Annotated in this window: 22 protein-coding genes; 11 read left to right on the forward strand and 11 right to left on the reverse strand. The window is 60.6% G+C overall.

The window, feature by feature from the left end; translation table 11 throughout:
- Window positions 1-143: 143 nt before the first annotated feature.
- Both AC1Q6Y_RS00245 and AC1Q6Y_RS00250 read left to right on the forward strand, forming a co-directional pair.
- A complete protein-coding gene (locus AC1Q6Y_RS00245; protein WP_090451829.1) occupies window positions 144-1,184 on the forward strand; it encodes a threonine aldolase family protein in 1,041 nt (346 codons plus the stop codon).
- Window positions 1,185-1,377: 193 nt separating this feature from the next.
- Window positions 1,378-2,202 (forward strand): SDR family oxidoreductase, encoded by an 825-nt coding sequence (locus AC1Q6Y_RS00250; protein ID WP_492623885.1) that lies wholly within the window; start codon window positions 1,378-1,380, stop codon window positions 2,200-2,202.
- 129 nt (window positions 2,203-2,331) lie between these two features.
- Here the strand turns inward: AC1Q6Y_RS00250 and gbcB are convergent, their stop codons facing one another.
- Window positions 2,332-3,432, reverse strand: a complete 1,101-nt coding sequence (gene gbcB, locus AC1Q6Y_RS00255; RefSeq protein WP_090451831.1) for a glycine betaine monooxygenase reductase subunit — start codon at window positions 3,430-3,432, stop codon at window positions 2,332-2,334.
- 282 nt (window positions 3,433-3,714) lie between these two features.
- Between gbcB and gbca the strand changes: the two genes are divergently transcribed.
- The gene (gbca, locus tag AC1Q6Y_RS00260) at window positions 3,715-5,010 is read left to right on the forward strand and encodes a glycine betaine monooxygenase oxygenase subunit (RefSeq protein ID WP_057712996.1); all 1,296 of its coding nucleotides are present in this window, start codon (window positions 3,715-3,717) and stop codon (window positions 5,008-5,010) included.
- Between the two features lie 806 nt (window positions 5,011-5,816).
- Here the strand turns inward: gbca and AC1Q6Y_RS00265 are convergent.
- The 8 genes from AC1Q6Y_RS00265 to AC1Q6Y_RS00300 all read right to left on the reverse strand — a co-directional run bounded on the left by AC1Q6Y_RS00265 (window position 5,817) and on the right by AC1Q6Y_RS00300 (window position 15,752).
- Entirely contained in the window at window positions 5,817-7,037 is a 1,221-nt protein-coding gene (locus tag AC1Q6Y_RS00265; protein WP_492623886.1) for a retroviral-like aspartic protease family protein, read from the reverse strand.
- Between the two features lie 162 nt (window positions 7,038-7,199).
- A complete protein-coding gene (locus tag AC1Q6Y_RS00270; protein WP_057712994.1) occupies window positions 7,200-7,766 on the reverse strand; it encodes a GNAT family N-acetyltransferase in 567 nt (188 codons plus the stop codon).
- Window positions 7,767-7,959: 193 nt separating this feature from the next.
- Window positions 7,960-8,730: an electron transfer flavoprotein subunit beta gene (gene etfB / locus AC1Q6Y_RS00275; RefSeq protein WP_090451839.1), complete on the reverse strand. Its 771-nt coding sequence runs from the start codon at window positions 8,728-8,730 to the stop codon at window positions 7,960-7,962.
- Window positions 8,731-8,745: 15 nt separating this feature from the next.
- Window positions 8,746-9,966 carry an electron transfer flavoprotein subunit alpha gene (gene etfA / locus AC1Q6Y_RS00280; RefSeq protein ID WP_057712992.1) on the reverse strand — a complete coding sequence of 407 codons (1,221 nt, stop codon included), beginning with the start codon at window positions 9,964-9,966 and terminating at the stop codon, window positions 8,746-8,748.
- Entirely contained in the window at window positions 9,966-11,915 is a 1,950-nt protein-coding gene (gene dgcB / locus AC1Q6Y_RS00285) for a dimethylglycine demethylation protein DgcB (protein ID WP_492623887.1), read from the reverse strand. The genes etfA and dgcB overlap by 1 nt, the downstream gene beginning before the upstream one ends.
- A 174-nt stretch (window positions 11,916-12,089) precedes the next feature.
- A complete protein-coding gene (gene dgcA, locus AC1Q6Y_RS00290; RefSeq protein ID WP_057712990.1) occupies window positions 12,090-14,150 on the reverse strand; it encodes a dimethylglycine demethylation protein DgcA in 2,061 nt (686 codons plus the stop codon).
- A 15-nt stretch (window positions 14,151-14,165) separates the two neighbouring features.
- Complete coding sequence (locus AC1Q6Y_RS00295; RefSeq protein ID WP_008048169.1) at window positions 14,166-14,696, reverse strand: DUF5943 domain-containing protein; 531 nt, start codon at window positions 14,694-14,696, stop codon at window positions 14,166-14,168.
- 78 nt (window positions 14,697-14,774) lie between these two features.
- Window positions 14,775-15,752 (reverse strand): dipeptidase, encoded by a 978-nt coding sequence (locus tag AC1Q6Y_RS00300; protein WP_032829497.1) that lies wholly within the window; start codon window positions 15,750-15,752, stop codon window positions 14,775-14,777.
- A gap of 236 nt (window positions 15,753-15,988) precedes the next feature.
- Between AC1Q6Y_RS00300 and AC1Q6Y_RS00305 the strand changes: the two genes are divergently transcribed.
- Both AC1Q6Y_RS00305 and AC1Q6Y_RS00310 read left to right on the forward strand, forming a co-directional pair.
- Window positions 15,989-16,390, forward strand: a complete 402-nt coding sequence (locus tag AC1Q6Y_RS00305) for a lysozyme inhibitor LprI family protein (protein ID WP_218494728.1) — start codon at window positions 15,989-15,991, stop codon at window positions 16,388-16,390.
- Between the two features lie 61 nt (window positions 16,391-16,451).
- Complete coding sequence (locus AC1Q6Y_RS00310) at window positions 16,452-16,868, forward strand: DUF3010 family protein (RefSeq protein ID WP_340313383.1); 417 nt, start codon at window positions 16,452-16,454, stop codon at window positions 16,866-16,868.
- A gap of 129 nt (window positions 16,869-16,997) precedes the next feature.
- On the opposite strand, the gene AC1Q6Y_RS00315 is transcribed toward AC1Q6Y_RS00310, so the two are convergent.
- Window positions 16,998-17,942: a GlxA family transcriptional regulator gene (locus tag AC1Q6Y_RS00315; RefSeq protein WP_223502268.1), complete on the reverse strand. Its 945-nt coding sequence runs from the start codon at window positions 17,940-17,942 to the stop codon at window positions 16,998-17,000.
- Between the two features lie 223 nt (window positions 17,943-18,165).
- Between AC1Q6Y_RS00315 and AC1Q6Y_RS00320 the strand changes: the two genes are divergently transcribed.
- The 6 genes from AC1Q6Y_RS00320 to AC1Q6Y_RS00345 all read left to right on the forward strand — a co-directional run bounded on the left by AC1Q6Y_RS00320 (window position 18,166) and on the right by AC1Q6Y_RS00345 (window position 23,658).
- On the forward strand, window positions 18,166-19,110 hold the full coding sequence (locus tag AC1Q6Y_RS00320; RefSeq protein WP_492623888.1) for a choline ABC transporter substrate-binding protein: 945 nt from the start codon (window positions 18,166-18,168) through the stop codon (window positions 19,108-19,110).
- 94 nt (window positions 19,111-19,204) lie between these two features.
- Window positions 19,205-20,092 (forward strand): 3-dehydrocarnitine:acetyl-CoA trimethylamine transferase CdhC, encoded by an 888-nt coding sequence (gene cdhC, locus AC1Q6Y_RS00325; RefSeq protein WP_057712986.1) that lies wholly within the window; start codon window positions 19,205-19,207, stop codon window positions 20,090-20,092.
- Between the two features lie 132 nt (window positions 20,093-20,224).
- Window positions 20,225-21,190: an L-carnitine dehydrogenase gene (locus AC1Q6Y_RS00330; RefSeq protein ID WP_090451847.1), complete on the forward strand. Its 966-nt coding sequence runs from the start codon at window positions 20,225-20,227 to the stop codon at window positions 21,188-21,190.
- A 153-nt stretch (window positions 21,191-21,343) separates the two neighbouring features.
- Window positions 21,344-21,820 carry a thioesterase family protein gene (locus AC1Q6Y_RS00335; protein ID WP_492623889.1) on the forward strand — a complete coding sequence of 159 codons (477 nt, stop codon included), beginning with the start codon at window positions 21,344-21,346 and terminating at the stop codon, window positions 21,818-21,820.
- Between the two features lie 13 nt (window positions 21,821-21,833).
- On the forward strand, window positions 21,834-22,997 hold the full coding sequence (locus AC1Q6Y_RS00340; RefSeq protein ID WP_090451851.1) for a gamma-butyrobetaine dioxygenase: 1,164 nt from the start codon (window positions 21,834-21,836) through the stop codon (window positions 22,995-22,997).
- A gap of 394 nt (window positions 22,998-23,391) precedes the next feature.
- Entirely contained in the window at window positions 23,392-23,658 is a 267-nt protein-coding gene (locus AC1Q6Y_RS00345) for a hypothetical protein (protein ID WP_007995656.1), read from the forward strand.
- Window positions 23,659-23,753: 95 nt separating this feature from the next.
- On the opposite strand, the gene gbdR is transcribed toward AC1Q6Y_RS00345, so the two are convergent.
- The gene (gene gbdR, locus AC1Q6Y_RS00350; protein ID WP_007975492.1) at window positions 23,754-24,857 is read right to left on the reverse strand and encodes a choline metabolism transcriptional regulator GbdR; all 1,104 of its coding nucleotides are present in this window, start codon (window positions 24,855-24,857) and stop codon (window positions 23,754-23,756) included.
- Window positions 24,858-24,916 lie beyond the last annotated feature (59 nt).

Here is a 24,916-nt window from a genome sequence, read left to right on the forward strand (position 1 = left end):
GTCACGTGCATAATTGCCCTTCGACTGTGTATGTTCCCGACAGCGACATCCTGTGCGCTCCACCTGACGATCTTGGGTACAGTGCGCACCCTCATTGACCACGGGACGCTTCACCATAGGCATCTCGACCACGGAAGCAGGCCATGACCGACAAGAGCCAACAATTCGCCAGCGACAACTATTCCGGCATCTGCCCTGAAGCCTGGGCCGCCATGGAGCAGGCCAACCACGGCCACCAGCGCGCATACGGCGACGACGAGTGGACCGCCCGCGCCTCCGACGGATTCCGCAAACTGTTCGAAACCGACTGCGAAGTGTTTTTTGCCTTCAACGGCACCGCCGCCAACTCGCTGGCGCTGTCGTCGTTGTGCCAGAGTTACCACAGCGTGATCTGCTCGGAAACCGCCCACGTCGAAACCGACGAATGCGGCGCCCCGGAATTCTTCTCCAACGGCTCCAAACTGCTGATCGCCCGTACTGAAAACGGCAAGTTGACCCCGGAATCGATCCGCGAGGTCGCGCTCAAGCGCCAGGACATCCACTACCCGAAACCCCGTGTGGTGACCCTGACCCAGGCCACCGAAGTCGGCAGCGTCTACACCCCGGACGAAATCCGCGCCATCAGCGCCACCTGCAAGGAACTGGGCCTGAACCTGCACATGGACGGCGCACGATTCTCCAACGCCTGCGCCTTCCTCGGCTGCACCCCGGCTGACCTGACCTGGAAGGCCGGCGTCGACGTGCTGTGCTTCGGCGGCACGAAGAACGGCATGGCCGTGGGCGAGGCGATACTGTTCTTCAACCACAAACTGGCCGAAGACTTCGATTACCGCTGCAAACAGGCCGGGCAGCTTGCTTCAAAAATGCGCTTCCTGTCGGCGCCGTGGGTCGGGATCCTGGAAAACGACGCCTGGCTCAAATACGCCAACCACGCCAACCACTGCGCGCAATTGCTGGCCGAACTGGTCAGCGACATCCCCGGCGTGGAGCTGATGTTCCCCGTACAGGCCAACGGCGTGTTCCTGCAACTGTCGGAACCGGCCATCGCCGCACTGACCGCCAAGGGCTGGCGTTTCTACACCTTCATCGGCAACGGCGGCGCACGCTTCATGTGCTCGTGGGACACCGAGCAAGAGCGCGTGCGTGAATTGGCGAAGGACATTCGCGAAGTGATGTCTCACTAACACTCTAAACCCTGTGGGAGCGAGCTTGCTCGCGATGAGGTCAGCACATCCAGCATTGATGTCGACTGACACTCCGCTATCGCGAGCAAGCTCGCTCCCACAGGGGGTACCCACCTCTACGTCCGCACCTGAAGACTTCGTCTACATTGTTTGTCGAGTCTTTGCTCAAATAACAATAATCAGGAGCGTACGCATGTCATTGCAAGGCAAAACCCTGTTCATCACCGGCGCCAGCCGCGGCATTGGTCGCGAGATCGCGCTACGCGCCGCACGCGACGGGGCCAACATTGTGATCGCCGCCAAAAGCGCTGCCCCCCACCCCAAGCTGCCGGGCACGATTTTCAGCGTGGCCCAGGAAGTCGAAGCCGCAGGCGGCAAGGCACTGGCCCTGCAAGTGGATGTGCGCGATGAAGATACCGTGCATCAGGCCCTGGCCCAGGCCAACGAACATTTCGGTGGCATCGATGCACTGATCAACAATGCCGGGGCGATCAAGCTCACCGGGGTTCAACACCTCGAACTCAAGCGCTTTGACCTGATGCACCAGATCAACACCCGCGCCGTATTGCTGTGCAGCCAGGCTGCGTTGCCGTACCTGAAGAAGTCCAGCGGCCATATCCTCAACCTCTCGCCGCCGCTGAACCTGGCCGCCAAGTGGTTCGCGCAATACAGCCCTTATACCGTGACCAAGTACGGCATGAGCATGCTGACCCTGGGCATGAGCGAGGAATTCAGGAATTACGGGATCAGCGTCAACTCGCTATGGCCACAGACGATGATCGCCACCGCTGCCATCGAGTTTCAGTTGGGGTCGAGGGAATCGTTCAAGCATGCGCGCCTGCCTGCGATCATGGCGGATGCGGCGCATGTGATTCTGAGCAGCGCAAACCGCAGCCTGACCGGGCGTTTGCTGATTGATGAGGAGATTCTGCGGGAAAGCGGTGTGACGGAGTTCGAACACTATCGGTTCGCGCCGGACAGCAACGACAAGCTGATGACCGACTTGTTTATCGACTAAACACCCTCCCCTGTAGGAGCGAGCCTGCTCGCGATGAACCTGAGAACACCGCGGGGGGTCAGGTTGTCAGCGTTATCGTTGACGTCCATCGCGAGCAGGCTCGCTCCTACAGGGACTATTGCGCAACCATTAGAATTCGATGCGCACGTCGCCTTTAGGCACGCTGCAGCACGAAAGAATGAACCCTTCAGCTTCGTCTTCCTCGGTGATCCCGCCGTTGTGGTCCATTTCCACTTCACCACCCAGCTTCAACACCTTGCAGGTGCCGCAGATACCCATGCCGCACGCTTTCGGAATCATCAGGCCAACCTTGGCCGCCGCCGCATGCACGGTCTCGCCCGGGGCCACACGAATGCTCTTGCCGGACGCCGTGAACTCCACCTGGTGCAGATCCGCCACGTCGACTTCCGGTGCCTCGGCCGCTTGCTCGGCGTGTTCCACGGCGTCGGCGCGCGCCTCTGGCGGGGTCGCACCGAAGGATTCTTCGTGATAACGCGACATGTCGAAGCCAGCGGCTTCCAGCAAGCGCTTGACCGCATTCATATACGGTGTCGGGCCGCAGCAGAACACTTCGCGCTCAAGGAAGTCAGGCGCCATCAATTCAAGCATTCTGTGGTTCAGGTAACCGCGATAACCGGCCCAGGGCTCACCCATACCGTGCTTCTCGCAGATCAGGTGCAGGCTGAAGTTGTCGATCCGCGACGCCATGTGTTCCAGCTCACGGTGGTAAATGATGTCCTTGGGCGAACGGGCGCTGTGGATAAACACCATGTCGACATTGCCGTTGGTGTCGTAGAACCAGCGCGCCATGGACATGACCGGCGTGATACCGACGCCGCCGCTGAGGTAAAGCACCTTTGGCGCGGTGAAGTCCATGGCATTGAACAGCCCGACCGGTCCGTGCACCGCCAGCTCCTGGCCTTCGTGCAGGGTGTCGTGCAGCCAGTTGGAGACCTTGCCACCCGGTACGCGCTTGATGGTCACCGAAAAGCTGTACGGCACCGATGGCGAGCTGGAAATGGTGTACGAACGCATGATCGGCTGGCCTTCAATCTCCAGCTCCAGGGTGACAAACTGCCCCGGTTTGAAGAAGAACATGATCGGCTGATCGGCCATGAAGCAGAAGGTGCGCACATCCCAGGTTTCCTGGATGACTTTGACGCAACGGACGATGTGCCGACCATTGGCCCAGGTCTGGGTGGTTACCGGATTCAGGAAACTATTGGACATGCTGATCTCCACGGCCGACTGCCGGCCTTCATGTTGGCGATTCTGCGTATAGCGCAGATCACCCATTTACCTATCTGCGACATTGACATGCTTATCGCGACCAGCCCCCAACGACTGGGGCTTGCGCGTCGGGAACAGATTGCACCATGTCGCCCATGGATAAGGTTCTGGCCTGCGCCGGCCCCACACTCGCCCCATACCAAGACACATTCTTTACACCTTGCGTAGCAACCCTGATCAGCCACTTTCGCGGCCACGCAGATGGCCTTGAGGAAATACACGATGGACGTCACTACTACCCTGAGCCTGGGCGATCCGCTGGAACCCGCACGCAAGGCCACCGCGCAGATGCTGCAAGAGCGCGAACGCACGTTCTCGCTGCCGCAGCCGTTTTACTCCGACGAGCGCCTGTTTGATATCGACATGCAGGAAATCTTTCAGAAAGAGTGGTTGATCGCCGGCATGACCTGCGAGATCCCTACCAAGGGCAACTACCTGACCCTGCAGATCGGCAAGAACCCGATCATCGTGATCCGTGGCGCCGAAGGCGTGGTGCACGCGTTCCATAACGTCTGCCGCCACCGTGGCTCGCGCCTGTGCACAAGCGACAAGGGCAAGGTCGCCAAGCTGGTTTGCCACTATCACCAGTGGACCTACGAACTCGACGGCCGCCTGCTGTTCGCCGGCACCGAAATGGGCGCCGACTTCGACATGAACCAGTACGGCCTCAAGCCGGTGAACGTGAAGACCGCTGGCGGCTACATCTTCATCAGCCTGGCGGAGAACCCGCCGGCCATCGATGACTTCCTGTCGACGCTCAACCACTACATGGAACCGTACGACATGGAGAACACCAAGGTGGCGGTGCAAACCACCTTGATGGAAAAGGCCAACTGGAAACTGGTGCTGGAAAACAACCGCGAGTGCTACCACTGCAACGCGTCGCACCCGGAACTGTTGAAAACCCTGCTGGAGTGGGACGACGTCACCGACCCGCGCGCCGACCAGGCCTTCAAGGACCACGTAGCCGCCTCCGCCGCTGCCTGGGAAGCCGAGAAGATTCCTTACGCCCACGCCAGCTTCGGCCTGCGCAACCGCATCGTGCGCATGCCGCTGCTCAAAGGCACCGTGTCGATGACCATGGACGGCAAGCAGGGCTGCGCCAAGCTGATGGGTCGCATCAAGAACCCTGACCTGGGCTCGATGCGCATCCTGCACCTGCCGCACTCCTGGAACCACTGCATGGGCGACCACATCATCGTGTTCACCGTGTGGCCGATCAGCGCTCAGGAAACCATGGTCACCACCAAGTGGATCGTGCACAAGGACGCGGTCGAAGGCGTGGACTACGACGTGGAGCGCATGCGCCAGGTCTGGGACGCCACCAACGACCAGGACCGTCGCCTGGCCGAAGAAAACCAGCGCGGCATCAACTCCACCGCCTACCAGCCTGGTCCGTACTCCAAGACCTATGAGTTCGGTGTGGTGAACTTTGTGGACTGGTACAGCGAGCGCCTGCTGAGCAACTTGGGTGCCGAGCCTGCGCCTTACCTCAAAGGTGTTCCGGTTCAAGGCTAAAGCATGCCCCTGTAGGAGCGAGCTTGCTCGCGAAAAATCCAGGGGCACCGCTGGCCATCTGTCTTTTCGCGTCATCGTTCACGACCATCGCGAGCAAGCTCGCTCCTACAAGGGGCTTGCTCGCAACAGGTTTTCTCCCCGCTACACATTCCTCTATCTTTAGAACTGTACGAAATATGATCTATTTCGTTCAGAGCTATGCTGCGCACGCCTCCCAGCCTTCCGCAAACAAGTTATCCACATCTCCACCCACAGCTATTGGGGACAACTGTGGAAAGACTGCAAAATCTCTTCACAAAAACCAAAGAAAAAACGTGACTTATCCAGAAGCATGCTTCCACTGGCGCACTGGTCATTTTTTAACCAGAAGCCTGAAAGTCACGTACTGCAAGGCTTTCAGAGGATGGCAAACACCTTACCCACAGAAGCGCCAACAGACTTTGGGGTTAACTTCGCAAGGGCTGTGGAAAACCGCTAAAACCCGCAGGAACTCGGCGTTTGCGTGGAGGCTCACGACGCCAAACGGGCTTTTGATCATTTTATGATCAAAAGCCTACACGTCTCTGTTTATAAGGCCTGCAGCCGATAGCAAACATCTTATCCACAGAAGCGCCAACAGAGATTGGGGGCAAGTCTGCATCAGCAGCAGCACATATCCCCTTGAAAAAGCATGGAAAAACCACGAGCCAGGCTGGGTGTTTTTTGATCGACGCCATGCAAGGCTTGATTTGTATGGGGTGTAGCGAGGGGCGAACATGTTATCCACAGAACCACCAACAGGGATTGTGGGTAACCGTCCAAGCTGTTCAGACTCTATTGAGGCATGAGCGACCTGAATCGAGATCCAGGTTCAATTCAAAGTCTTTGAAGGCGCGCCATCCGAGCAATATCGACGGCACGTATTGTCCGTCCACCAACGACGGCGGGATGGTAAAGCCCGGGTAGTATTTGTAGCTGACCACCAAGGTGTCGCCTTGCAGGGCCAATACGCCGGTGAAGCGTTGAAAGTGCTTATTGTCGCCGGTGTAAACGTTCGAGCCTCCCGGTGTCAGCGCCTGCGCCACGCTGACGTGCCTGCCGGGCGACGCGGCCGTCAGGTAGTCGACATTTCCCGTATCGATGATGGCTTGCGTTGTCCGACGATCCAGCTGTGCGGCAACTACCAGCCGTTGGTTGAGATCCAGGCGGCTCAAGACAATTGGCGCATCACAGCGCCGGGCAGGCGGCGGATTAAGCTCCAGTGTTCTCCTGGTTATCTTCAAGCGCCCCAGCTTGCTGATCAGATCCAGCCCCAACAAATTATCCCGGTCGCTGACAAAGACCAGGACGTTCCTGAACTCACGGGTGCCGACTCTCAATGACCCGAGAATTCCCAACCTCGCGGCCAGACCCCTTTCGCCATAAAACGTGCTGTAGCGATAATGAGCATCGGGCAACATCCTGATCCCCATCTGTTTCGCAGTTTCAATGTTGACCCGGGTTTGCGGTGCCCCCGTGTCCAGTACAAAACGCGCCGAGACACCGTTGGCCGCGCCGACCTCGATAAATGGCAGCGATTGTTCAGCGATGTAGAAGTCATTGGCATACGGATGGAGCTGCAGCACCTCATGTCGCGCAGATCCCTTGACCGAGAAATTGCCAGCCCTCGTCAGAATAGCCAGTGATTCGCTGCCAAACATGGAGAACAGGGCATTCAGGTCGGTGTCGGCCGCAATCGCCCGGGCATGCTTGCCCTTGATGGCCAGATAGTATTCGGGGATTTGGTTGGCGGCCTTGGCTTCGAGCATTCTGGCCAGGACCGTCACTGAACAGCTGAGGTGCTTATCGGCATCCAGTACCTTGCCGCACTGCTGCCGTAGCTGCGCCAGGGACGCGTCGCGCCCCTGCCCGGTCTCCAGCCATTGATAAAAGTCCTGATCAGCCACGGGCACGTTTGCCGGGACAGCAGACAGCAAGCCGGTGGATATCCACAGGGTCGATGCAAAAAGCGCCAGAAGAGCGAAAGTCTTCATGTTCAGGCCAGTCATAAAAACCGGATTTCATGAGTCAGCGCTGAACGTCTGAAAACTCCCGGAAGCGTGTCGCACTCTTGATCAGCGCATAGAAAACTGTAGCTCACCGCCCTCGTCAACGTGGACGAGGGCGCGTGGCGTTGTGGATAACCTTCGCTGGTTAGAACCCCCGCAGATTCAGGGCCTGTGCATAAGATAGGCGTCACCGGTGACGCGGATCATGGGATGAGGGGTGACCTGGCAGGTTTTGATGATCTCGAATCCGTGCCGCTCGTAAAAGCGCCGGGCGCCAGTGTTGGCGGCATAGTCGATCAGGCTCAGGCCATTGAGCCCCAGTTGGTCGGCACGTTCTTGAGCATGGGCGAGAAACTGCACGCCCAGGCCCCTGTTGCGCCAGCCCTCGTGCAGGGCAAGGCTGGAGATATAGAGCGTGTCGGGCACTTCCATGTCGGCGTAAGGCGCCAGTACCGGGTCGGTCGTCGGCACCGCCAGTGGATCGTGGCGCATCACGTAGCTGTGCATCATGCCAATGACCTGGCCACCGGCCTCGGCAATCAGGCAATTCTGGTAGGAGAAATCCACGTCGTCCCGGGCATACCGAATGGTGCCGACGTCCAACAGATCCTGGCCGGGCTCTGCGATCTGGCTCCAGATGTAGTCTGAAGCGCCTTCGGATGAAATCTGGAACAACCGCGCAATCTCACGCGCATCCGCGCGGACTGCCGAACGAAATTCAACTGTCATTGTTTCCCCGTGAATTCTGGTAATGCAGGCATCCGGTGGGACCAGTGTAAGCGTTCACCGAAGATCAACATTGTAGGAGCGAGCCTGCTCGCGAAAAACCTGAGGACACCACAGTCATTCAGGCCTCCCGCGTCATCGTTAACCGCCATCGCGAGCAGGCTCGCTCCTACAGGAGATCTGTGCTGAAACCGGGTTAGCGGACCACACCTTCCTCAATCAGCAGCTTGAGGATCGCTTCTGCCCCCGCTTGCGCCGTAACGCCTTTGAGCACTTGCCCACCACCACCGCTGGCCTTGGCCGTCGCGGCTTTCATGCGATCGGCGCCGCTCTTGGCCTTGATCACTTTAAGGCGCTTGGGCCGTGGCTTGGCCGGCTGCAGGGTGGCGACCGCGAGCAGTTCATCGTCGATGACCTCGACGTCCTGTGCTTGCAGCACGCCGCGTCGGGCCGGGCCGTAGGCACTCTGCCGTGGCTTGGGCGCGGCGTTATCCACAGTTGCCAGGAACGGCAAGCGAACCTTCAAGCGACGACGCTGACCACGCGGCAACGCTTGCAGCACCAGCGCCGAACCGCCATCGATGGACTCGACTTGCGCCAACCCCACCACCAGCGGCCAGCCCAGGTTTTCAGCGAGGAGGAATGGCAACATGCCCGATCCTTCGCCGGTTTCCGCCTGGCTGCCGGTCAACACCACCTGGGCCCCGGCATCGCGCAGATAATCGGTCAGCGCCGGCAGCGCGTCGGCGCCTTGTGGTTGTTCCAGCACGTGCAGTTGTTCCAGGCCCATGCCCAGATACGCACGCAATGCAGGCTCGGTGATGTCGCCGGCATGCAGCACCTGCAAGTTATCCCCAGCCAATTGCAGGCCCAGTTCCACCGCCCGCGCATCCTGTTCCGCGCGACGCGGCCGACCGGACGTCGGGTGGGCGCCGATGGACACCAGGCTGATGATTTTCGTGCTCATAACCCTTTCCTTCCCTTAAGCCGCATCGCGCTTGGCGTCGTTGCGGTAAGCCGCTACCGCATCGATCAAGGCTTGAAGAATCTCGGCACTTTCGCCAATCACCGACAGGTCGGCCCGTTTGATCATGTCGCAGCCAGGGTCGAGGTTGATCGCCACCACCTTGTCGCAGGCACCAATACCTTGCAGGTGCTGGATCGCCCCGGAAATCCCCACCGCCACATAGACCCGTGCGGTGACCCAGGTGCCGGACGCCCCGACCTGACGGTCGCGGGCCATGAAGCCGTCGTCCACCGCCACCCGCGATGCGCCTTCGGTCGCGCCGAGGGCTTCGGCGGTCCTGTGGAAAAGTCCCCAGTCCTTGACCCCGTTGCCGCCGGAGAAAATGAACTCGGCTTCAGCCATGGGGATTGCCGCCGGATCGACGGCCACTGCGCCCAGATCTTCGATTCGCGACAGGCTGCGTGCCACGGTTGTGGATAACTCCACGGGCAGCGCTTCGTGACGGGTTTCGCTGACCGGCTCGGCGCACTCGGCAGCCGCCAGAATCAGTCGCGCCAGCGGACGGGCAAGGTCTTGCAGGCCAGCACCGGCGCGGCCGATGCACTCCTGATCCTTGACTTGCCAGACCCGCGTGGCCGGGCGCTCGCCCAGTGCTGCGGCAAAACGTCGGCCGAGTTCGCCACCACCGCTGCGGCTGTCCGGCAGCAACCAGTGATGCGGGCTGAACTGGTTATCCACAGCCCGCAGGCCCTGGACCCGTTGTTCCGGTGCATAACCGCTGAATTCTTCGCCGTCCAGCACCAGCAGGCGGTCGACGCCCGCCGTGGCGAAAGCGTTTTCCTTGTGTTCGCCGAACACCACGGCCAGCACTGCACCGTCCTTGCCAGCCAGTTGATGAGCCAGGCCCAGCAGGTCGCGGTCGTGGCTGCTCAAGCGGCCGCCGACCATGTCCGGCACCACGCTGATGTAAAACGCTGGTGCGGCCACCTGATGCAGCGGCAATTGCACTTCGACGGCAGCCGAGCGTTTGGTCGCTCCGCCCTGCTGTGCGCCACTGCGGTCAATGCGCTTGATGCCGTTGGGGCCAATGAAACCGACACCATGGGGATTCTTGCGGATGACGCCGTTAGGCCCCATCCAGCTGTGTTGCGCTGGCTGCATGGCCGCGTGCAGCGGGTGCAGACGGTTGCGGGCGATCCATTCGGCGCGAGGGTCGCGGCGGATAATGTCACTCATCAATGCACCTCCGCAGGTTCACGTTTGGCCGGTGCCGAAGGCTTTCCCGGCGCGGCGTCTTCGAGCAACGCATCAGCCACTAGTTCGGCGATGTCCTTGATCAGCGGACGTGGTTCGACCACGCCTTCAAGCATCGCGGTGCACTGTGGACAACCCACGGCCACCAGTTCGGCGCCGGTTTCGCGGATGTCTTCCATGCGCATGTCGGGAATGCGCTGCTTGCCGGGAATGTCGGTGATCGGCGCGCCGCCACCACCGCCGCAGCAGCGGGAGCGGAAGCCGGAGCGCTGCATTTCTTTCACTTCAATCCCGAGCGCGCGCAGAACCTGGCGCGGTGCCTCGTATTCGCCGTTGTAACGGCCGAGGTAGCACGGATCGTGATAGGTCACTCTGTCGCCTTTGTGCTGGCCAAGATTGAGCGCGCCAGCATCGATGATTTCTGCCATGTAGGTGCTGTGGTGCTGCACCAGGTAGTTACCATCGAAGGCGCCGTACTCGTTTTTCAGCACGTGGAAACTGTGCGGATCGCAGGTCACGATACGGTTGAAACTGTATTTGGCCAGAGTCTGGATGTTGCGCTTGGCCAACAGCTGGAAGGTTGCTTCGTCGCCCAGGCGCCGGGCCACGTCACCGCTGTCGCGCTCTTCGAGGCCGAGCACGGCGAAGTCGATTTTCGCCGCCTTGAGCACTTTGACGAAGGCGCGCAGGGTGCGCTGGTTACGCATGTCGAAGGCGCCGTCGCCGACCCAGAACAGCACGTCGGTGGACTTCTTTTCGCTGAGCAGGTTGAGGTTCAGGTCCGCTGCCCAGTTCATCCGCCCGCCCGGCGCGAAACCGCCAGGGTTGTCGGTGGCGATCAGGTTTTCCAGGACTTCGGCACCCTTGTTCGGTGTCGCGCCTTTTTCCAGGGTCAGATGACGGCGCATGTCGACGATGGCATCGACGTGCTCGATCATCATCGGGCATTCCTCGACGCAAGCGCGGCAGGTGGTGCATGACCACAGCGTCTCGGCATCTACCAGACCGTTGACGATCGGCTGATGCGGATTGCCCGCGTGTTCGCCAATGGCTTTGCCTGGGTACGGGCTGCCGGCGAACTTGGCATCGGTGCCACCGGCCAGGCCAACGACCATGTCCTGAATCAGTTTTTTCGGGTTCAGCGGCTGACCGGCAGCGAAGGCCGGGCACGCTGCTTCGCATTTACCGCACTGGACGCAGGCGTCGAAGCCGAGCAACTGGTTCCAGGTGAAATCCTTGGGTTTTTCCACACCCAGTGGCGCGGTCAGGTCGCTAAGATCCAGCGGTTTCAACCCCGTGGAACGACCACCACCAAAGCGTTCGGCGCGGCGGTGCCAAGCCAGGTGCAAGGCACCGGCAAAGGCGTGTTTCATCGGCCCGCCCCAGGTCATGCCGAAGAACAGTTCCGACACGCCCCACAACACGCCAACCCCGAGAATCGCCGCCAACAGCCAGCCACCGAAATTTTCCGGCAGGATGCCCGCCACCGGCAGGGTCAACAGGAAGAACGAGGCCGAGAACGCCAGCAGGCTTTTCGGCAGGCGCATCCACGGGCCTTTCGACAGGCGCGACGGCGGGTTGCGCCGACGCAGGTAAACGAAGATCGCACCAACGAACATCACCGCCGACATCAGCAGCAACGCATAGCCGAGGAAGCGGTTATGCAGGCCGAAACCATGCACCAGAATCGCCAGCACGATGGACGCCACCGCACCGCCAGCCGTGGCGACGTGGGTGTTGGCAATGTATTTGTCCCGCGCTACCACATGGTGCAAGTCGACCATGTAGCGCTTGGGCATGGCGAACAGGCCGCCGATCAGGTCGACCTTGGAGGCTCGGCCCCGGCGCCACATGGCCACCCGCCGCAACGCGCCCAGGACACCAAGGCCCAGGGCGGCGAACAACAGGATTGGAAGAAGGGTGTTCAACATGGTGAAGCTCCCAAAGACCTCGGGCTTAACTACCTGGATACCTTGCTCGACTCCCTGTAGGAGCGAGCTTGCTCGCGATGGGCGTTAACGATGACGCGTGCGGTCTGGAAGAACGCGGCGCCTTCAAATTCATCGCGAGCGAGCTCGCTCCTACACAGGGTTATGTGCAAGCCGTTAGAAATCCTTGCACAGCCGCAGCGCGTCGTAGATCGCCGCGTGCACGTTACGCTGGGCCACGCAGTCGCCGATGCGGAACAGCAGGTAGCCGTCGCCGCTCTGTTCCAGGCAAGGTTGCGGCTTGATCGCGAACAAGGCTTCGACGTCGATCTGGCCTTTGTTGCGCGAGCCTTCCTTCAGCGCGTAGTAGATTTCTTCGTCCGGACGCACGCCGTTTTCCACGACCACCTGGTCAACCACCCGCTCCTCTTTGGCGCCGGTGTATTCGTTTTCCAGTACCGCTACGAGCTTGTCGCCTTCGCGGTAGACCTTCTCCAGCATCATGTCGCCGGTCATGATCACTTCTTTCGGATACATGCTGCGGTAGTAAGTCGGGAACGACGTACCGCCAATCGCCACACCAGGTTTGATGTCGTCGGTCACGATCTCGACCTGGCTGCCCTTGTCGGCGAGGAAGTCGGCGGTCGACATGCCGGTGAACTCGCAAATGGTGTCGTAGACCAGCACGTTCTTGCCCGGTGCCACCTTGCCATCGAGGATGTCCCAGCTGCTGACCACCAGGCCTTCAGCCGCGCCCCAGTGTTCGTTCTGCTCGATGAACGGATGACCGCCGACGGCCAGCACCACCACGTCCGGACGCAGGTCCATGATGGTTGGCGCGTCAGCCGCGGTGCCCAGGCGCAGGTCGACTTTCAACCGCGCCAGTTCCAGTTGATACCAGCGGGTGATACCGGCGATCTGGTCCCGTTGCGGGGCTTTCGATGCGGTGGTGATCTGCCCGCCGATGAATTCCTTTTTCTCGAACAGGGTCACGTCGTGGCCACGCTCGGCGGCCACGCGGGCGGCTTCCATCCCGGCGGGACCGGCGCCGACCACCACCACCTTGCGTTTCACGCCAGTGGTTTTTTCGATGATGTGCGGCAAGCCCATGTATTCACGAGAAGTCGCGGCGTTCTGAATGCACAGCACATCCAGACCCTGATACTGACGGTCGATGCAGTAGTTGGCACCGACGCATTGTTTGATCTGGTCGATCTGGCCCATTTTGATCTTGGCGATCAGGTGCGGGTCGGCGATGTGCGCGCGGGTCATGCCGACCATGTCGACGTAACCGCCTTCCAGGATACGTGTGGCCTGGTTAGGGTCCTTGATGTTCTGCGCGTGCAGCACTGGAACCTTGACCACTTCCTTGATACCGGCAGCCAGATGCAGGAACGGCTCCGGCGGATAACTCATGTTCGGAATCACGTTGGCCAGGGTGTTGTGGGTGTCGCAACCCGAACCCACGACGCCAATGAAGTCGAGCATGCCGGTATCGTCGTAATACTTGGCGATCTGCTTCATGTCTTCGTGGGATAGACCATCCGGGTGGAACTCGTCACCGCAGATGCGCATGCCCACGCAGAAATCGTCACCGACCTCGGCGCGCACGGCCTTGAGCACTTCCAGACCGAACTTCATGCGGCCTTCGAAGGTGCCGCCCCATTCGTCGGTACGCTTGTTGACCCGTGGGCTCCAGAACTGGTCGATCATGTGCTGATGCACCGCCGACAGTTCGACACCGTCCAGGCCACCGGCCTTGGCGCGGCGGGCCGCTTGAGCGTAGTTGCCGATCACCCGCCAGATCTCTTCCGGCTCGATGGTTTTGCAAGTGGCACGGTGCACCGGCTCGCGCACGCCTGACGGCGACATCAGCGTCGGCCAGTTGAAACCGTCCCAACGCGAGCGACGGCCCATGTGGGTAATCTGGATCATGATCTTGGCGCCGTGCTTGTGCATGGCGTCGGCAAGATTCTGGAAGTGCGGAATGATGCGGTCGGTGGACAGGTTCACCGAACTCCACCATTCCTGCGGGCTGTCGATGGCCACCACGGACGAACCGCCACAAATCGCCAGGCCGATACCGCCCTTGGCTTTCTCTTCGTAATACTTGACGTACCGGTCGGTGGTCATGCCGCCGTCGGTGGCATAGACCTCGGCGTGCGCGGTGCTGAGCACGCGGTTGCGGATGGTCAGTTTGCCGATCTGGATCGGCTGGAACATTGCTTCGAAAGCCATGGCGGGTTCCTCGACTTACAACGGCTTGACGGTGAACAAGCCGTCTTCGTGGCCCTCTTCGGAGCCACCGTAGACTTGTTCGGCCACGGTGCGGATCTTGCTGCCGCGAGCGGCGAGGATCTGATCCATGGCCCCTGCAAACCAGCCAGTGAACATGTAGTCGACCTTGCGCCCGACCTTGCCGTACACGTAGACGAATGCCGAGTGTTCGAGCTTGACGCTGGCGGTGCCTTTGTCGAGGTCGATGTCCTGGATCTTGAACAGGCCCCAGCCGCGCTGCGACAGGCGCTTCATGTAGTGTTCGAACACCGCTACGCCTTCCAGACCGTGGCATTCGGCTTCTTTTTCACACCAGTGCCAGGCGGACTTGTAGCCGGCCTTGTAGAGGATTTCGGCATAGGCTTCAGCGCCCAGCACTTCCTCGATGCCCATGTGGTTGTTAACGAAGAAATGGCGCGGCACGTACAGCATCGGCAGGGCGTCGGAGGTCCAGACACCGGTTTCGCTGTCGACTTCGATTGGCAATTGCGGGGCGATCTTGGCCATGGAAACTTAACTCCAGAAAAATTTTGGTGTTGCCCCCGGCGCGGGCGGCCGGGGGAAAGGATTCAGAGGTGCGGCGGCTTATTCGCCCCAGACATCTTTCAAGACGTTGACCCAGTTCTCGCCCATGATCTTGCGTACCACGCGCTCGGAGTGGCCGCGCTTGAGCAGGGTCTCGGTCAGGTTCGGGAACTCGCCCACGGTGCGGATGCCCAGCGGGTTGATGATCTTGCCGAAACTGGTCAGGCGGCGGGCGTAGCCCTTGTCGTGGGTCAGGTATTCGAAGAAGTCCTGGCCATGGCCCTGGGTGAAGTCGGTGCCGATGCCGATGGCGTCTTCGCCGACGATGTTCATCACGTACTCGATGGCTTCGGCGTAGTCGTCGATGGTCGAATCGATGCCCTTGGCCAGGAACGGCGCGAACATGGTCACGCCGACAAAGCCGCCGTGGTCGGCGATGAACTTCAGTTCTTCATCGGACTTGTTGCGCGGGTGCTCTTTGAGCCCCGATGGCAGGCAGTGGGAGTAGCAGACCGGTTTCTTCGACTCGAGGATGACTTCTTCGGAAGTCTTGGAACCGACGTGGGACAGGTCGCACATCACACCAACGCGGTTCATCTCGGCGACGATTTCGCGACCGAAACCCGACAGGCCGCCGTCACGCTCGTAGCAACCGGTGCCCACCAGGTTCTGGGTGTTGTAGCACATCTGCACAATGCCGACGCCCAGTTGCTTGAACACCTCGACATAGCCGATCTGGTCTTCGAAGGCGTGAGCGTTCTGGAAGCCGAACAGGATGCCGGTCTTGCCCTGCTCCTTGGCTTTACGGATGTCGGCGGTGGTGCGCACCGGGATCACCAGGTCGCTGTTCTCGCGAATCAGCTTCTGGCTCGCGGCGATGTTGTTGACGGTGGCCTGAAAGCCCTCCCACACCGACACGGTGCAGTTAGCCGCCGTCAGACCGCCCTTGCGCATGTCTTCGAACAGTTCACGGTTCCACTTGGCGATAATCAGCCCGTCGATAACGATGCTGTCGGCGTGCAATTCGGCTGGGCTCATCAGGCTGTCCCCTTGTTAGCGATTCATGCGCCGAATCGTGTGCCGGCGCTTTGGGGCCAGCATATGCCTCGGTGCAGGGGCAGCCGGGTGCAAAAACGACAGGGGGTTTGCCGAAAGCGTCAATCCGCGACAAAGGGTCGTCGCCAGGCACAATCATCGACCTGTTCAAGGCCCCTGGCTTGGGCCAGAATTCGCCGCATCACTGGATGCTTCACTGGACAAGAGCGGCGACGATAATGAAATCGATCATTCTGGCAATGGCACTGATTGCGACCGGCGTACACGCAGCGGAGGTGGCCGACGACAATCCCTGCGACAAAGTCGAAAACGACATCCAGACCCTCGAGTGCTCGGCCTTCAGCAAAACCTCCGCCGAAGACCTGCTCAAGGAAAACCTCCAGGGCCTGACCGAGCGCATGCAGTCGCAGTACGGCAAAAACCCGTCGCAACTGGCCGACATCACCGCCAAGATCAAAGCCGCCCAACAGCAATGGCTGAAGACCCGCGACGCAGACTGCGCCGTCGAAGCCTTCCCGGCCACCAACGGCAGCAAGGCGCTCACCATTGCTCAGAACGATTGCATTGCACGGATGAGCGACGAGCGGTCGGAGTTTTTGGAGTCGATTGGGCAGGAGTGATCCGTTCCCCAGCCAGCTTGAGCTGTAAGCTGCACACCCTCTGTCACTAATGGGATTGAACATGAAAGTCTGCGGCATCGAAATCAAAGGCAGCGAAGCGATCATCGCCGTGGCCACGCTGGACGGTCAGGCGCTGAGCCATGTCGCGCTCGCCACCAAGAAAATTGCCCTGGACGATGACGACGAGGCCGCCAACGTCAAAGTATTCGCCGCTCAGGTCGCTTCGTTTGTCCGTGAGAATTCCATCGACCGCATTGCGATCAAGAAACGCAGCAAGAAAGGCGAGTTCGCTGGCGGGCCGACCACGTTCAAGATCGAGGGAGTTTTCCAGTTGCTGGAGAATTGCGAGGTGACCTTGCTGTCGCCGCAGACCATCAATGCCCAAGCCAAAAAGCACAATTTCGAGCTGCCGGGAACGCTGAACAAGTATCAGCATGAGGCGTATAAGGCGGCATGTTCGGCATTGGTGAAGAAGTAAATAAACTTCCGGAACACCAAGAACCTGTGGGAGCGAGCTTGCTCGCGATGGCGGTAAGGCAGTCGACATCTATGTTGAATGTGCCGACCTCATCGCGAGCAAGCTCGCTCCCACAGGTTTCTCGGGTGTTTATGCCTGCGCCGTACGTCGATCCTCCCGCGGGCACCGCTCATATTTCGCCCGATAACTGCGGGTGAAATACGACGGCGATTCAAACCCGCAGGCAATGCTCACTTCCAGCACGCTCATGTCGGTCTGGCGTAGCAACTGCCGGGCCTTTTCCAGCCTTAATCGCAAGTAGAAATTGCTCGGCGTGTCGTTCAGATGCAGGCGAAACAGGCGCTCCAGCTGCCGCCGCGTCACCTTGATCGATTCCGCCAGTTCCAGCGTGCTCAGCGGCGGTTCGCTGTGCTGCTCCATCTCGCCGATCACGTGAACCAGCTTCTTGTTGCTGATGCCATAACGCGTGGCGACTTCCATGCGCTGATGGTCTTTGCGCGGGCGGATGCGGCCAAGCACGAATTGCTCGCTGACCTGGATCGCCAGCTCCGGGCCATGGGCCTGGGCGATCAGATCCAGCATTAAATCAATAGAGGCGGTGCCGCCAGCAGAGGTGATGCGACGGCGGTCGATCTCGAACAGTTCCTGGGTGACGCTGAGCTGTGGATAAGATTCCTTGAACGCGTCGATGGCTTCCCAGTGCAGGGTCAGGCGATGGCCGTCGAGCAAACCCGCCTCGGCGAGGATGAAGCTGCCGGTGTCGATGCCGCCGAGAGTCACGCCTTCGTGGTCCAGGCGGCGCAGCCAGTGTTCCAGCGCCGGGGTGGTGAACTTCAGGGGCTCGAACCCGGCGACCACCAGCAGCGTCACGCCTTTTTTCAACGGTTCCAGCGCCGCATCGGCGTTGACCGACATGCCGTTGCTCGCCAGCACCGCCCCGCCATCGGCGCTCAGCACATGCCAGCGATACAGCTCGCCACGAAAGCGATTGGCCACCCGCAACGGCTCGATGGCCGAGATAAATCCGATGGCCGAGAAACCCGGCATCAACAAGAAGTAGAAATCCTGGGACATGGAGCGCACTCGCTTAGCAGGTAACAAGAGGCCAGGTAACGAGAGGGCGGGCAGCGTAGGGATGTTGATACGCCAGTTGCGAGCGGCATTCAAGAGCACAGGTCGCTGCAGTGCAAGAGCTGGTCGCCGCAGTGCGCTTTCATCGGTGCTTTGCTGCGTAACTTGGCATCACCGGCGCATCAGACACCGGAACTCACAATAACGAACTGCCGAGGAACCTGAGATGAAACGACTGATCAGCAGCTGTGTTCTTGCACTCAGTGGTACCGCGTTACTGAGCGCCAGTGTCATGGCCGCCGAACCCGCCGCATGCCAGAACGTGCGCATGGGTGTAGTGAACTGGACCGACGTGATCGCCACCAGTGCCATGACCCAGGTATTGCTCGACGGCCTCGGCTACAGCACCAAACAAACCAGCGCCTCCCAGCAAATCATCTTCGCCGGGATCCGCGACCAGCGTCTGGACCTGTTCCTCGGCTACTGGAACCCGCTGATGACCCAGACCATCACCCCGTTCGTCGATGCCAAGCAGGTCAAGGTGCTTGAAGCGCCAAGCCTGCAGGATGCCCGCGCGACCCTCGCCGTGCCGACCTACCTCGCCGACAAGGGCCTGAAAACCTTCGCTGATATCGCCAAATTCGAAAAAGAACTGGGCGGCAAGATCTACGGCATCGAGCCTGGCTCGGGCGCCAACACCCAGATCAAGGCGATGATCTCCAAGAACCAGTTCGGCCTTGGCAAGTTCCAGCTGGTCGAGTCCAGCGAAGCCGGCATGCTCGCCGCCGTGGACCGCGCCGTGCGTCGCAACGAAGCCGTGGTGTTCTTCGGCTGGGCGCCGCATCCGATGAACGTCAACGTGAAAATGACCTACCTCACCGGCAGTGAAAACGCCCTTGGGCCGGACGAAGGCAAGGCCACCGTGTGGACCGTCACCGCACCGACATACGCCGAACAATGCCCGAACATCGGTCGCCTGCTGAGCAACCTGACGTTCACCGCCGAAGACGAGAGCCGGATGATGCAGCCGCTGCTGGATCACAAGGACGCTTTCGAGTCGGCCAAACAATGGCTCAAGGATCACCCGCAGGACAAAAAACGCTGGCTTGAAGGCGTCACCACCTTCGATGGCAAACCGGCGGCTGAAAACCTGAAACTGACCAGTAAATAAACCGAATGAACCACCGACTCGCAGCCCCAACGGGCTGCGAACGGGATCACCACGCCCGGCCAAAACCAAAAACTCGCCTGTAAGGAACCGCCTCATGAACCACGACGTCATCATCACCTGCGCACTCACCGGTGCTGGCGACACGACCGCCAAGAGCCCGCACGTGCCGGTCACCCCGAAACAAATCGCGGCTGCCGCCGTGGAAGCCGCCAAGGCCGGTGCCACCGTGGTTCACTGCCATGTGCGCGACCCGCAAACCGGCAAGTTCAGCCGTGACGTGGCGCTGTATCGCGAAGTGATGGAGCGCATCCGCGAGGCGGACGTGGACATCATCGTCAACCTCACCGCCGGCATGGGCGGCGACCTGGAAATCGGCGCTGGCGAGAACCCGATGGAATTCGGCCCGAATACCGACCTGGTCGGCCCGCTGACCCGCCTGGCCCACGTCGAAGAACTGCTGCCGGAAATCTGCACCCTCGACTGCGGCACCCTGAACTTCGGCGACGGCGACACCATTTACGTCTCCACCCCGGCCCAACTGCGCGCTGGCGCCAAACGCATCCAGGAACTGGGCGTTAAAGCCGAGCTGGAAATCTTCGACACCGGCCACCTGTGGTTCGCCAAGCAGATGATCAAGGAAGGCCTGCTCGACAACCCGTTGTTCCAGCTGTGCCTGGGCATCCCTTGGGGCGCGCCGGCGGACACCACCACCATGAAAGCCATGGTCGACAACCTGCCGGCCGACGCGGTCTGGGCCGGTTTCGGTATCGGTCGCATGCAGATGCCGATGGCGGCACAAGCAGTGTTGCTCGGCGGCAACGTGCGAGTCGGACTGGAAGACAACCTGTGGCTGGACAAGGGCGTGCTGGCGACCAACGGCCAACTGGTCGAGCGCGCCTCGGAAATCCTCAGCCGCCTCGGCGCCCGCGTCCTGACCCCGGCTGAAGGCCGAGCAAAAATGGGCCTGACCAAGCGCGGTTAATCCCACACATCCCCCCCTGTAGGAGCGAGCTTGCTCGCGAAAAAGGTACAGCCGACGCCAATCAGCGCCTGGAATACCATCGCGAGCAAGCTCGCTCCTACAGAGGATCACCGAATTCTCCAGGAAATCGCCATGAGCTTTATCACCGAAATCAAAACCTTCGCAGCGTTAGGCAGCGGTGTCATCGGCAGCGGTTGGGTATCCCGCGCCCTCGCCCATGGCCTGGATGTAGTGGCCTGGGACCCGGCCCCCGGTGCCGAAGCGGCCCTGCGCAAGCGTGTCGCCAACGCTTGGGGCGCGCTGGAAAAACAAGGTTTGGCACCGGGTGCATCGCAGGATCGCCTGCGTTTTGTCGCAACCATCGAAGAGTGCGTGCGCGATGCCGATTTCATCCAGGAGAGCGCCCCGGAACGGCTGGAGCTGAAACTGGACCTGCACAGCAAAATCAGCGCGGCAGCCAAGCCCAATGCGTTGATCGGCTCCAGCACCTCTGGCCTGTTGCCGAGCGAGTTCTACGAGAGTTCGACGCACCCGGAACGCTGTGTGGTCGGTCACCCGTTCAACCCGGTTTACCTGCTGCCACTGGTGGAAGTGGTCGGCGGTAAAAACACCGCCCCTGAAGCTGTGCAAGCGGCCATGAAGGTCTATGAATCCCTGGGGATGCGCCCGCTGCACGTGCGCAAGGAAGTGCCGGGGTTCATCGCCGACCGCCTGCTCGAAGCACTGTGGCGTGAGGCGCTGCACCTGGTCAACGACGGCGTGGCGACCACCGGTGAAATCGACGATGCAATCCGCTTCGGCGCGGGCTTGCGCTGGTCGTTCATGGGCACCTTCCTGACCTACACCCTGGCCGGCGGCGATGCCGGCATGCGCCACTTCATGGCGCAGTTCGGCCCGGCGTTGCAATTGCCGTGGACCTACCTGCCGGCGCCGGAGCTGACCGACAAACTGATCGATGATGTGGTCGATGGCACCAGCGATCAACTGGGTAAACACAGCATTTCGGCGCTGGAGCGCTATCGTGATGACTGCTTGCTGGCGGTGCTGGAGGCGGTGAAGACCACCAAAGAGAAGCATGGGATGGCCTTCAGCGAGTAAGCCCAAGCTTTGGGGCCAGCAGTGCTGACCCCATCGCGAGCAAGCTCGCTCCCACATTTGATCGCAGGTGTCTGATACAACTCCGTCACCTGTGGGAGCGAGCTTGTTCGCGATAGCGGCAGTCCGGTCACCACACAAATTGGATCAGAAACCATGCCCACCCTCACCACCTACCAAACCACCATCATCCCCGACTGGGTCGACTACAACGGCCACCTGCGCGACGCCTTCTACCTGCTGATTTTCAGCTACGCCACCGATGCCCTGATGGATCGCCTGGGCCTGGACAGCAACAGCCGCGAGGCCAGCGGCAACTCGCTGTTCACCCTCGAACTGCACCTCAATTACCTGCACGAGGTGAAGCTCGACGCCCAGGTCGAAGTGCACACCCAAATCATCGCCCACGACAACAAGCGCGTGCACCTCTATCACAGCCTGCATCTGGTGGGTGATGCCCGGGAACTGGCTGGCAATGAACAGATGCTGCTGCACGTGGACCTCGCCGGGCCGCGTTCGGCACCGTTCAGCGAGCAGTCCTTGAGCCAGCTGCAAGCCATCGTCGCCGAACAGACGGACCTGCCAGCGCCCGAGTACATTGGCCGAGTGATCGCATTACCCCCAAAAAAATAACAAGGAGATCGCCATGAACACCGCCGCTGCCTTTGCCGACTTTCGTACCTATCCGTTGATCAGCGCGCTGACTGCCGTGCAGACCCTGGCGGACCGTGTTCTGGTGAAGTGGGCCGACAATCGCGTCAGCCCCTTCCACCATCAATGGCTGAGAGACAATTGCCCGTGCCCGCAGTGCGTCTACACCGTGACCCGCGAGCAAGTGCTGGAAATCGTCGATACAGCTCAAGACTTGATCCCTGACCAAGTGCACATCGACACCGAAGGTTGCCTGTCGGTTGATTGGCAGGACGGCCACAGCAGCCGCTTCGACCCCGGCTGGCTGCGCGCCCACGCCTATGACGACGAGTCCCGCGCCGAGCGCCAGGCACGCAAGCCAAAAGCCAGGCTTTGGCACAGTAATTTGCAGTTGCCGGTATTCGAGTATCAGGCGCTGATGAACGACTCCGACGCCTTGTTGCAATGGTTGTTGGCGGTACGGGATGTCGGATTGACCCAAGTCCGTGGCGTGCCCACCGAACCCGGCTCTCTGAAGCTGATCGCCCAACGGATTTCCTTCATCCGCGAGAGCAATTTCGGCGTGCTGTTCAACGTGCAATCCAAGGCCGACGCCGACAGCAACGCCTACACCGCGTTCAACCTGCCGCTGCACAGCGATTTGCCAACCCGGGAGTTGCAACCGGGGCTGCAATTCCTGCATTGCCTGGTCAATGACGCCGAGGGTGGCGAGAGCATTTTTGTCGACGGCTTTGCCATTGCCGACGCCTTGCGCCGGGAAGACCCCGAATCTTTCAAAAGCCTCTGCGAAATCCCCGTGGAGTTTCGCAACAAGGACCGTCACAGCGACTACCGCTGCCTGGCACCGATCATTGCCCTGGATACGTTGGGGCAGGTGTCGGAAATCCGCATGGCCAACTTTCTGCGCGGTCCGTTCGATGCGTCGGTGGAGCAGATGCCCAAGTTGTATCAGGCCTACCGGCGCTTTATCGCGATGACCCGCGAGCCCCGCTTCAGGCTGATGCAGAGGCTCAATCCCGGTGAGCTGTGGTGCTTCGACAACCGCCGCACCTTGCATGCGCGCAATGCCTTCGATCCCGCCACTGGGGCGCGGCATTTCCAGGGTTGCTATGTCGACCGGGATGAATTGTTGTCGCGCATCCTCGTGTTACAGCGCTAGACCGCGTCATCGTTCATCGCGGGCAAGCCACGCTCCCACAGGTTTGGCGTCGTTCACCAAATCTGTGGTAACCCCGATCCTGTGGGAGCGTGGCTTGCCCGCGATGGCGCCAGTCCAGACACCGAATATTTCCCGGATTCACAAGTAAAAAAAAGCCCCGATCAAGCCGTGACAGGATCGAGGCAGAGGGTACTGTTGAGGAGCTGCCGTGCGAGGGTGACCAAACCTTCGTGAAGCGAGCTGAGTCCAGTGTGCCCCCTCCTTTGGCCGGCAAGTTGCCCGAAAACGACCTGTTCATAGCCAATGCTGCCATTGCGACAATTCGCCCTTGCCGACACCCGGCACCCCTACCAGAATCGAACCAAGACACCGTTCCCTGAAGAAGGATTGCGTCATGATGCACGCCGATTTGATAGACCAGGAAGACCTGTTGGGCCAGCTCAAGTCGTTGGGCTTCGAGGTGCCCACCGGCGCCACCGCCGAGCAAGCCTGCGAGTGTGCGGTACGGGGTTTGAACGATGTACGGGCGATGACCCTGCGGACCATGGTCAAACAGATGTACACCAGCAGCGCGACCATCCTGCCGGCGGTACGCCAGGCGATCGACAAGCAGTTGTTGCCGGCGCTGGCGGAGTATCAGCAGAGCCACACAGGCCGATAAACAGCCTTCGCGAGCAAGCTCGCTCCCACATTAGATCTGTGTCGTTCACAAAACCAATGTGGGAGCGAGCTTGCTCGCGATGAAGGCGCCTCGGTCTAGAGCCTTACACTGGCAAACGTAGACTCATTACGCGCCTGGCTCAGCGCCGACAACGGCCCGGACAACGGCGACAGCACCAGCGCTTGAGGCAACGGCATCATCGCCACTTGCTGGGTGGTGTTGGACCCTACGCGCTCGTCACGCGGCGGAATGCCGAAGTATTCGCGGTAGCACTTGGAGAAGTGCGGCGTGGACACAAACCCGCACACCGAAGCCACTTCGATGATCGACATCGGCGTTTGCTTGAGCAGCTGGCGCGCGCGGATCAGGCGCAGTTTGAGGTAGTAACGCGACGGCGAGCAGTGCAGGTACTTCTGGAACAGGCGTTCGAGCTGACGACGGGACACCGCGACATACACCGCCAGTTCGTCCAGGTCGATCGGCTCTTCAAGATTGGCCTCCATCAACGCGACGATTTCCTGCAACTTCGGCTGGTTGGTGCCGAGCATGTGCTTGAGCGGCACGCGCTGGTGATCCTGCTCGTTGCGGATGCGCTCGTAGACGAACATTTCCGAAATGGCCGCCGACAGTTCACGTCCGTGATCGCGACTGATCAGGTGCAGCATCATGTCCAGCGGCGCGGTGCCGCCGGAGCTGGTGAAGCGGTTACGGTCGAGGGTGAACAAGCGGGTGCTCATCGCTACACGCGGGAAAGCTTCCTGCATCGCCGCCAGGCATTCCCAGTGCACGCTGCAATCGAAACCATCGAGCAGGCCGGCGCAAGCCAGGGCCCAGCTGCCGGTGCACACCGCGCCGAGGCGGCGGGACTGGCGAGCCTGGCTTTGCAGCCATGACACGTGTTCCCGGGTAACGGTGCGCTGGATGCCGATGCCGCCGCACACGATGACGGTGTCCATCGGCGGGGCTTTGTGCATGGAAGCGTCGGGGGTGATTTGCAGGCCGTCACTGGCCCAGACCTGGCCGCCATCGACGGTGAGGGTGGTCCAGCGATAAAGCTCGCGACCGGACAACTGGTTGGCCATGCGCAGCGGTTCCACTGCGGAGGCCAGAGAAATCAGCGTGAAATTGTCCAGCAGCAGAAAGCCGATGGATTGAGGCGCACGGTTCTGGGGTTGGGCCCCGGAGTTGAACGTCGTCATCGCGGTATCTCCTCACACAAAGCGGGTGATGGCCTCAGGCGGAGGCTCTTTTTATTGCC

Source organism: Pseudomonas sp. GW823-FHT06E10, assembly GCF_058794995.1.

Excerpts from the sequence above, each read along its gene's own strand:
- AC1Q6Y_RS00245 (WP_090451829.1), top strand. The coding sequence starts at position 144 with ATGACCGACAAGAGCCAACAATTCGCCAGCGACAACTATTCCGGCATC.
- AC1Q6Y_RS00345 (WP_007995656.1), top strand. The coding sequence starts at position 23,392 with ATGATGCACGCCGATTTGATAGACCAGGAAGACCTGTTGGGCCAGCTC.
- AC1Q6Y_RS00315 (WP_223502268.1), bottom strand. The coding sequence starts at position 17,942 with ATGTCCCAGGATTTCTACTTCTTGTTGATGCCGGGTTTCTCGGCCATC.
- AC1Q6Y_RS00310 (WP_340313383.1), top strand. The coding sequence starts at position 16,452 with ATGAAAGTCTGCGGCATCGAAATCAAAGGCAGCGAAGCGATCATCGCC.
- AC1Q6Y_RS00335 (WP_492623889.1), top strand. The coding sequence starts at position 21,344 with ATGCCCACCCTCACCACCTACCAAACCACCATCATCCCCGACTGGGTC.
- AC1Q6Y_RS00320 (WP_492623888.1), top strand. The coding sequence starts at position 18,166 with ATGAAACGACTGATCAGCAGCTGTGTTCTTGCACTCAGTGGTACCGCG.
- AC1Q6Y_RS00300 (WP_032829497.1), bottom strand. The coding sequence starts at position 15,752 with ATGAGCCCAGCCGAATTGCACGCCGACAGCATCGTTATCGACGGGCTG.
- gbca (WP_057712996.1), top strand. The coding sequence starts at position 3,715 with ATGGACGTCACTACTACCCTGAGCCTGGGCGATCCGCTGGAACCCGCA.
- dgcB (WP_492623887.1), bottom strand. The coding sequence starts at position 11,915 with ATGTTGAACACCCTTCTTCCAATCCTGTTGTTCGCCGCCCTGGGCCTT.
- dgcA (WP_057712990.1), bottom strand. The coding sequence starts at position 14,150 with ATGGCTTTCGAAGCAATGTTCCAGCCGATCCAGATCGGCAAACTGACC.
- AC1Q6Y_RS00330 (WP_090451847.1), top strand. The coding sequence starts at position 20,225 with ATGAGCTTTATCACCGAAATCAAAACCTTCGCAGCGTTAGGCAGCGGT.
- cdhC (WP_057712986.1), top strand. The coding sequence starts at position 19,205 with ATGAACCACGACGTCATCATCACCTGCGCACTCACCGGTGCTGGCGAC.
- etfA (WP_057712992.1), bottom strand. The coding sequence starts at position 9,966 with ATGAGTGACATTATCCGCCGCGACCCTCGCGCCGAATGGATCGCCCGC.
- AC1Q6Y_RS00340 (WP_090451851.1), top strand. The coding sequence starts at position 21,834 with ATGAACACCGCCGCTGCCTTTGCCGACTTTCGTACCTATCCGTTGATC.
- etfB (WP_090451839.1), bottom strand. The coding sequence starts at position 8,730 with ATGAGCACGAAAATCATCAGCCTGGTGTCCATCGGCGCCCACCCGACG.
- AC1Q6Y_RS00295 (WP_008048169.1), bottom strand. The coding sequence starts at position 14,696 with ATGGCCAAGATCGCCCCGCAATTGCCAATCGAAGTCGACAGCGAAACC.
- AC1Q6Y_RS00270 (WP_057712994.1), bottom strand. The coding sequence starts at position 7,766 with ATGACAGTTGAATTTCGTTCGGCAGTCCGCGCGGATGCGCGTGAGATT.
- gbcB (WP_090451831.1), bottom strand. The coding sequence starts at position 3,432 with ATGTCCAATAGTTTCCTGAATCCGGTAACCACCCAGACCTGGGCCAAT.
- gbdR (WP_007975492.1), bottom strand. The coding sequence starts at position 24,857 with ATGACGACGTTCAACTCCGGGGCCCAACCCCAGAACCGTGCGCCTCAA.
- AC1Q6Y_RS00265 (WP_492623886.1), bottom strand. The coding sequence starts at position 7,037 with ATGACTGGCCTGAACATGAAGACTTTCGCTCTTCTGGCGCTTTTTGCA.
- AC1Q6Y_RS00250 (WP_492623885.1), top strand. The coding sequence starts at position 1,378 with ATGTCATTGCAAGGCAAAACCCTGTTCATCACCGGCGCCAGCCGCGGC.
- AC1Q6Y_RS00305 (WP_218494728.1), top strand. The coding sequence starts at position 15,989 with ATGAAATCGATCATTCTGGCAATGGCACTGATTGCGACCGGCGTACAC.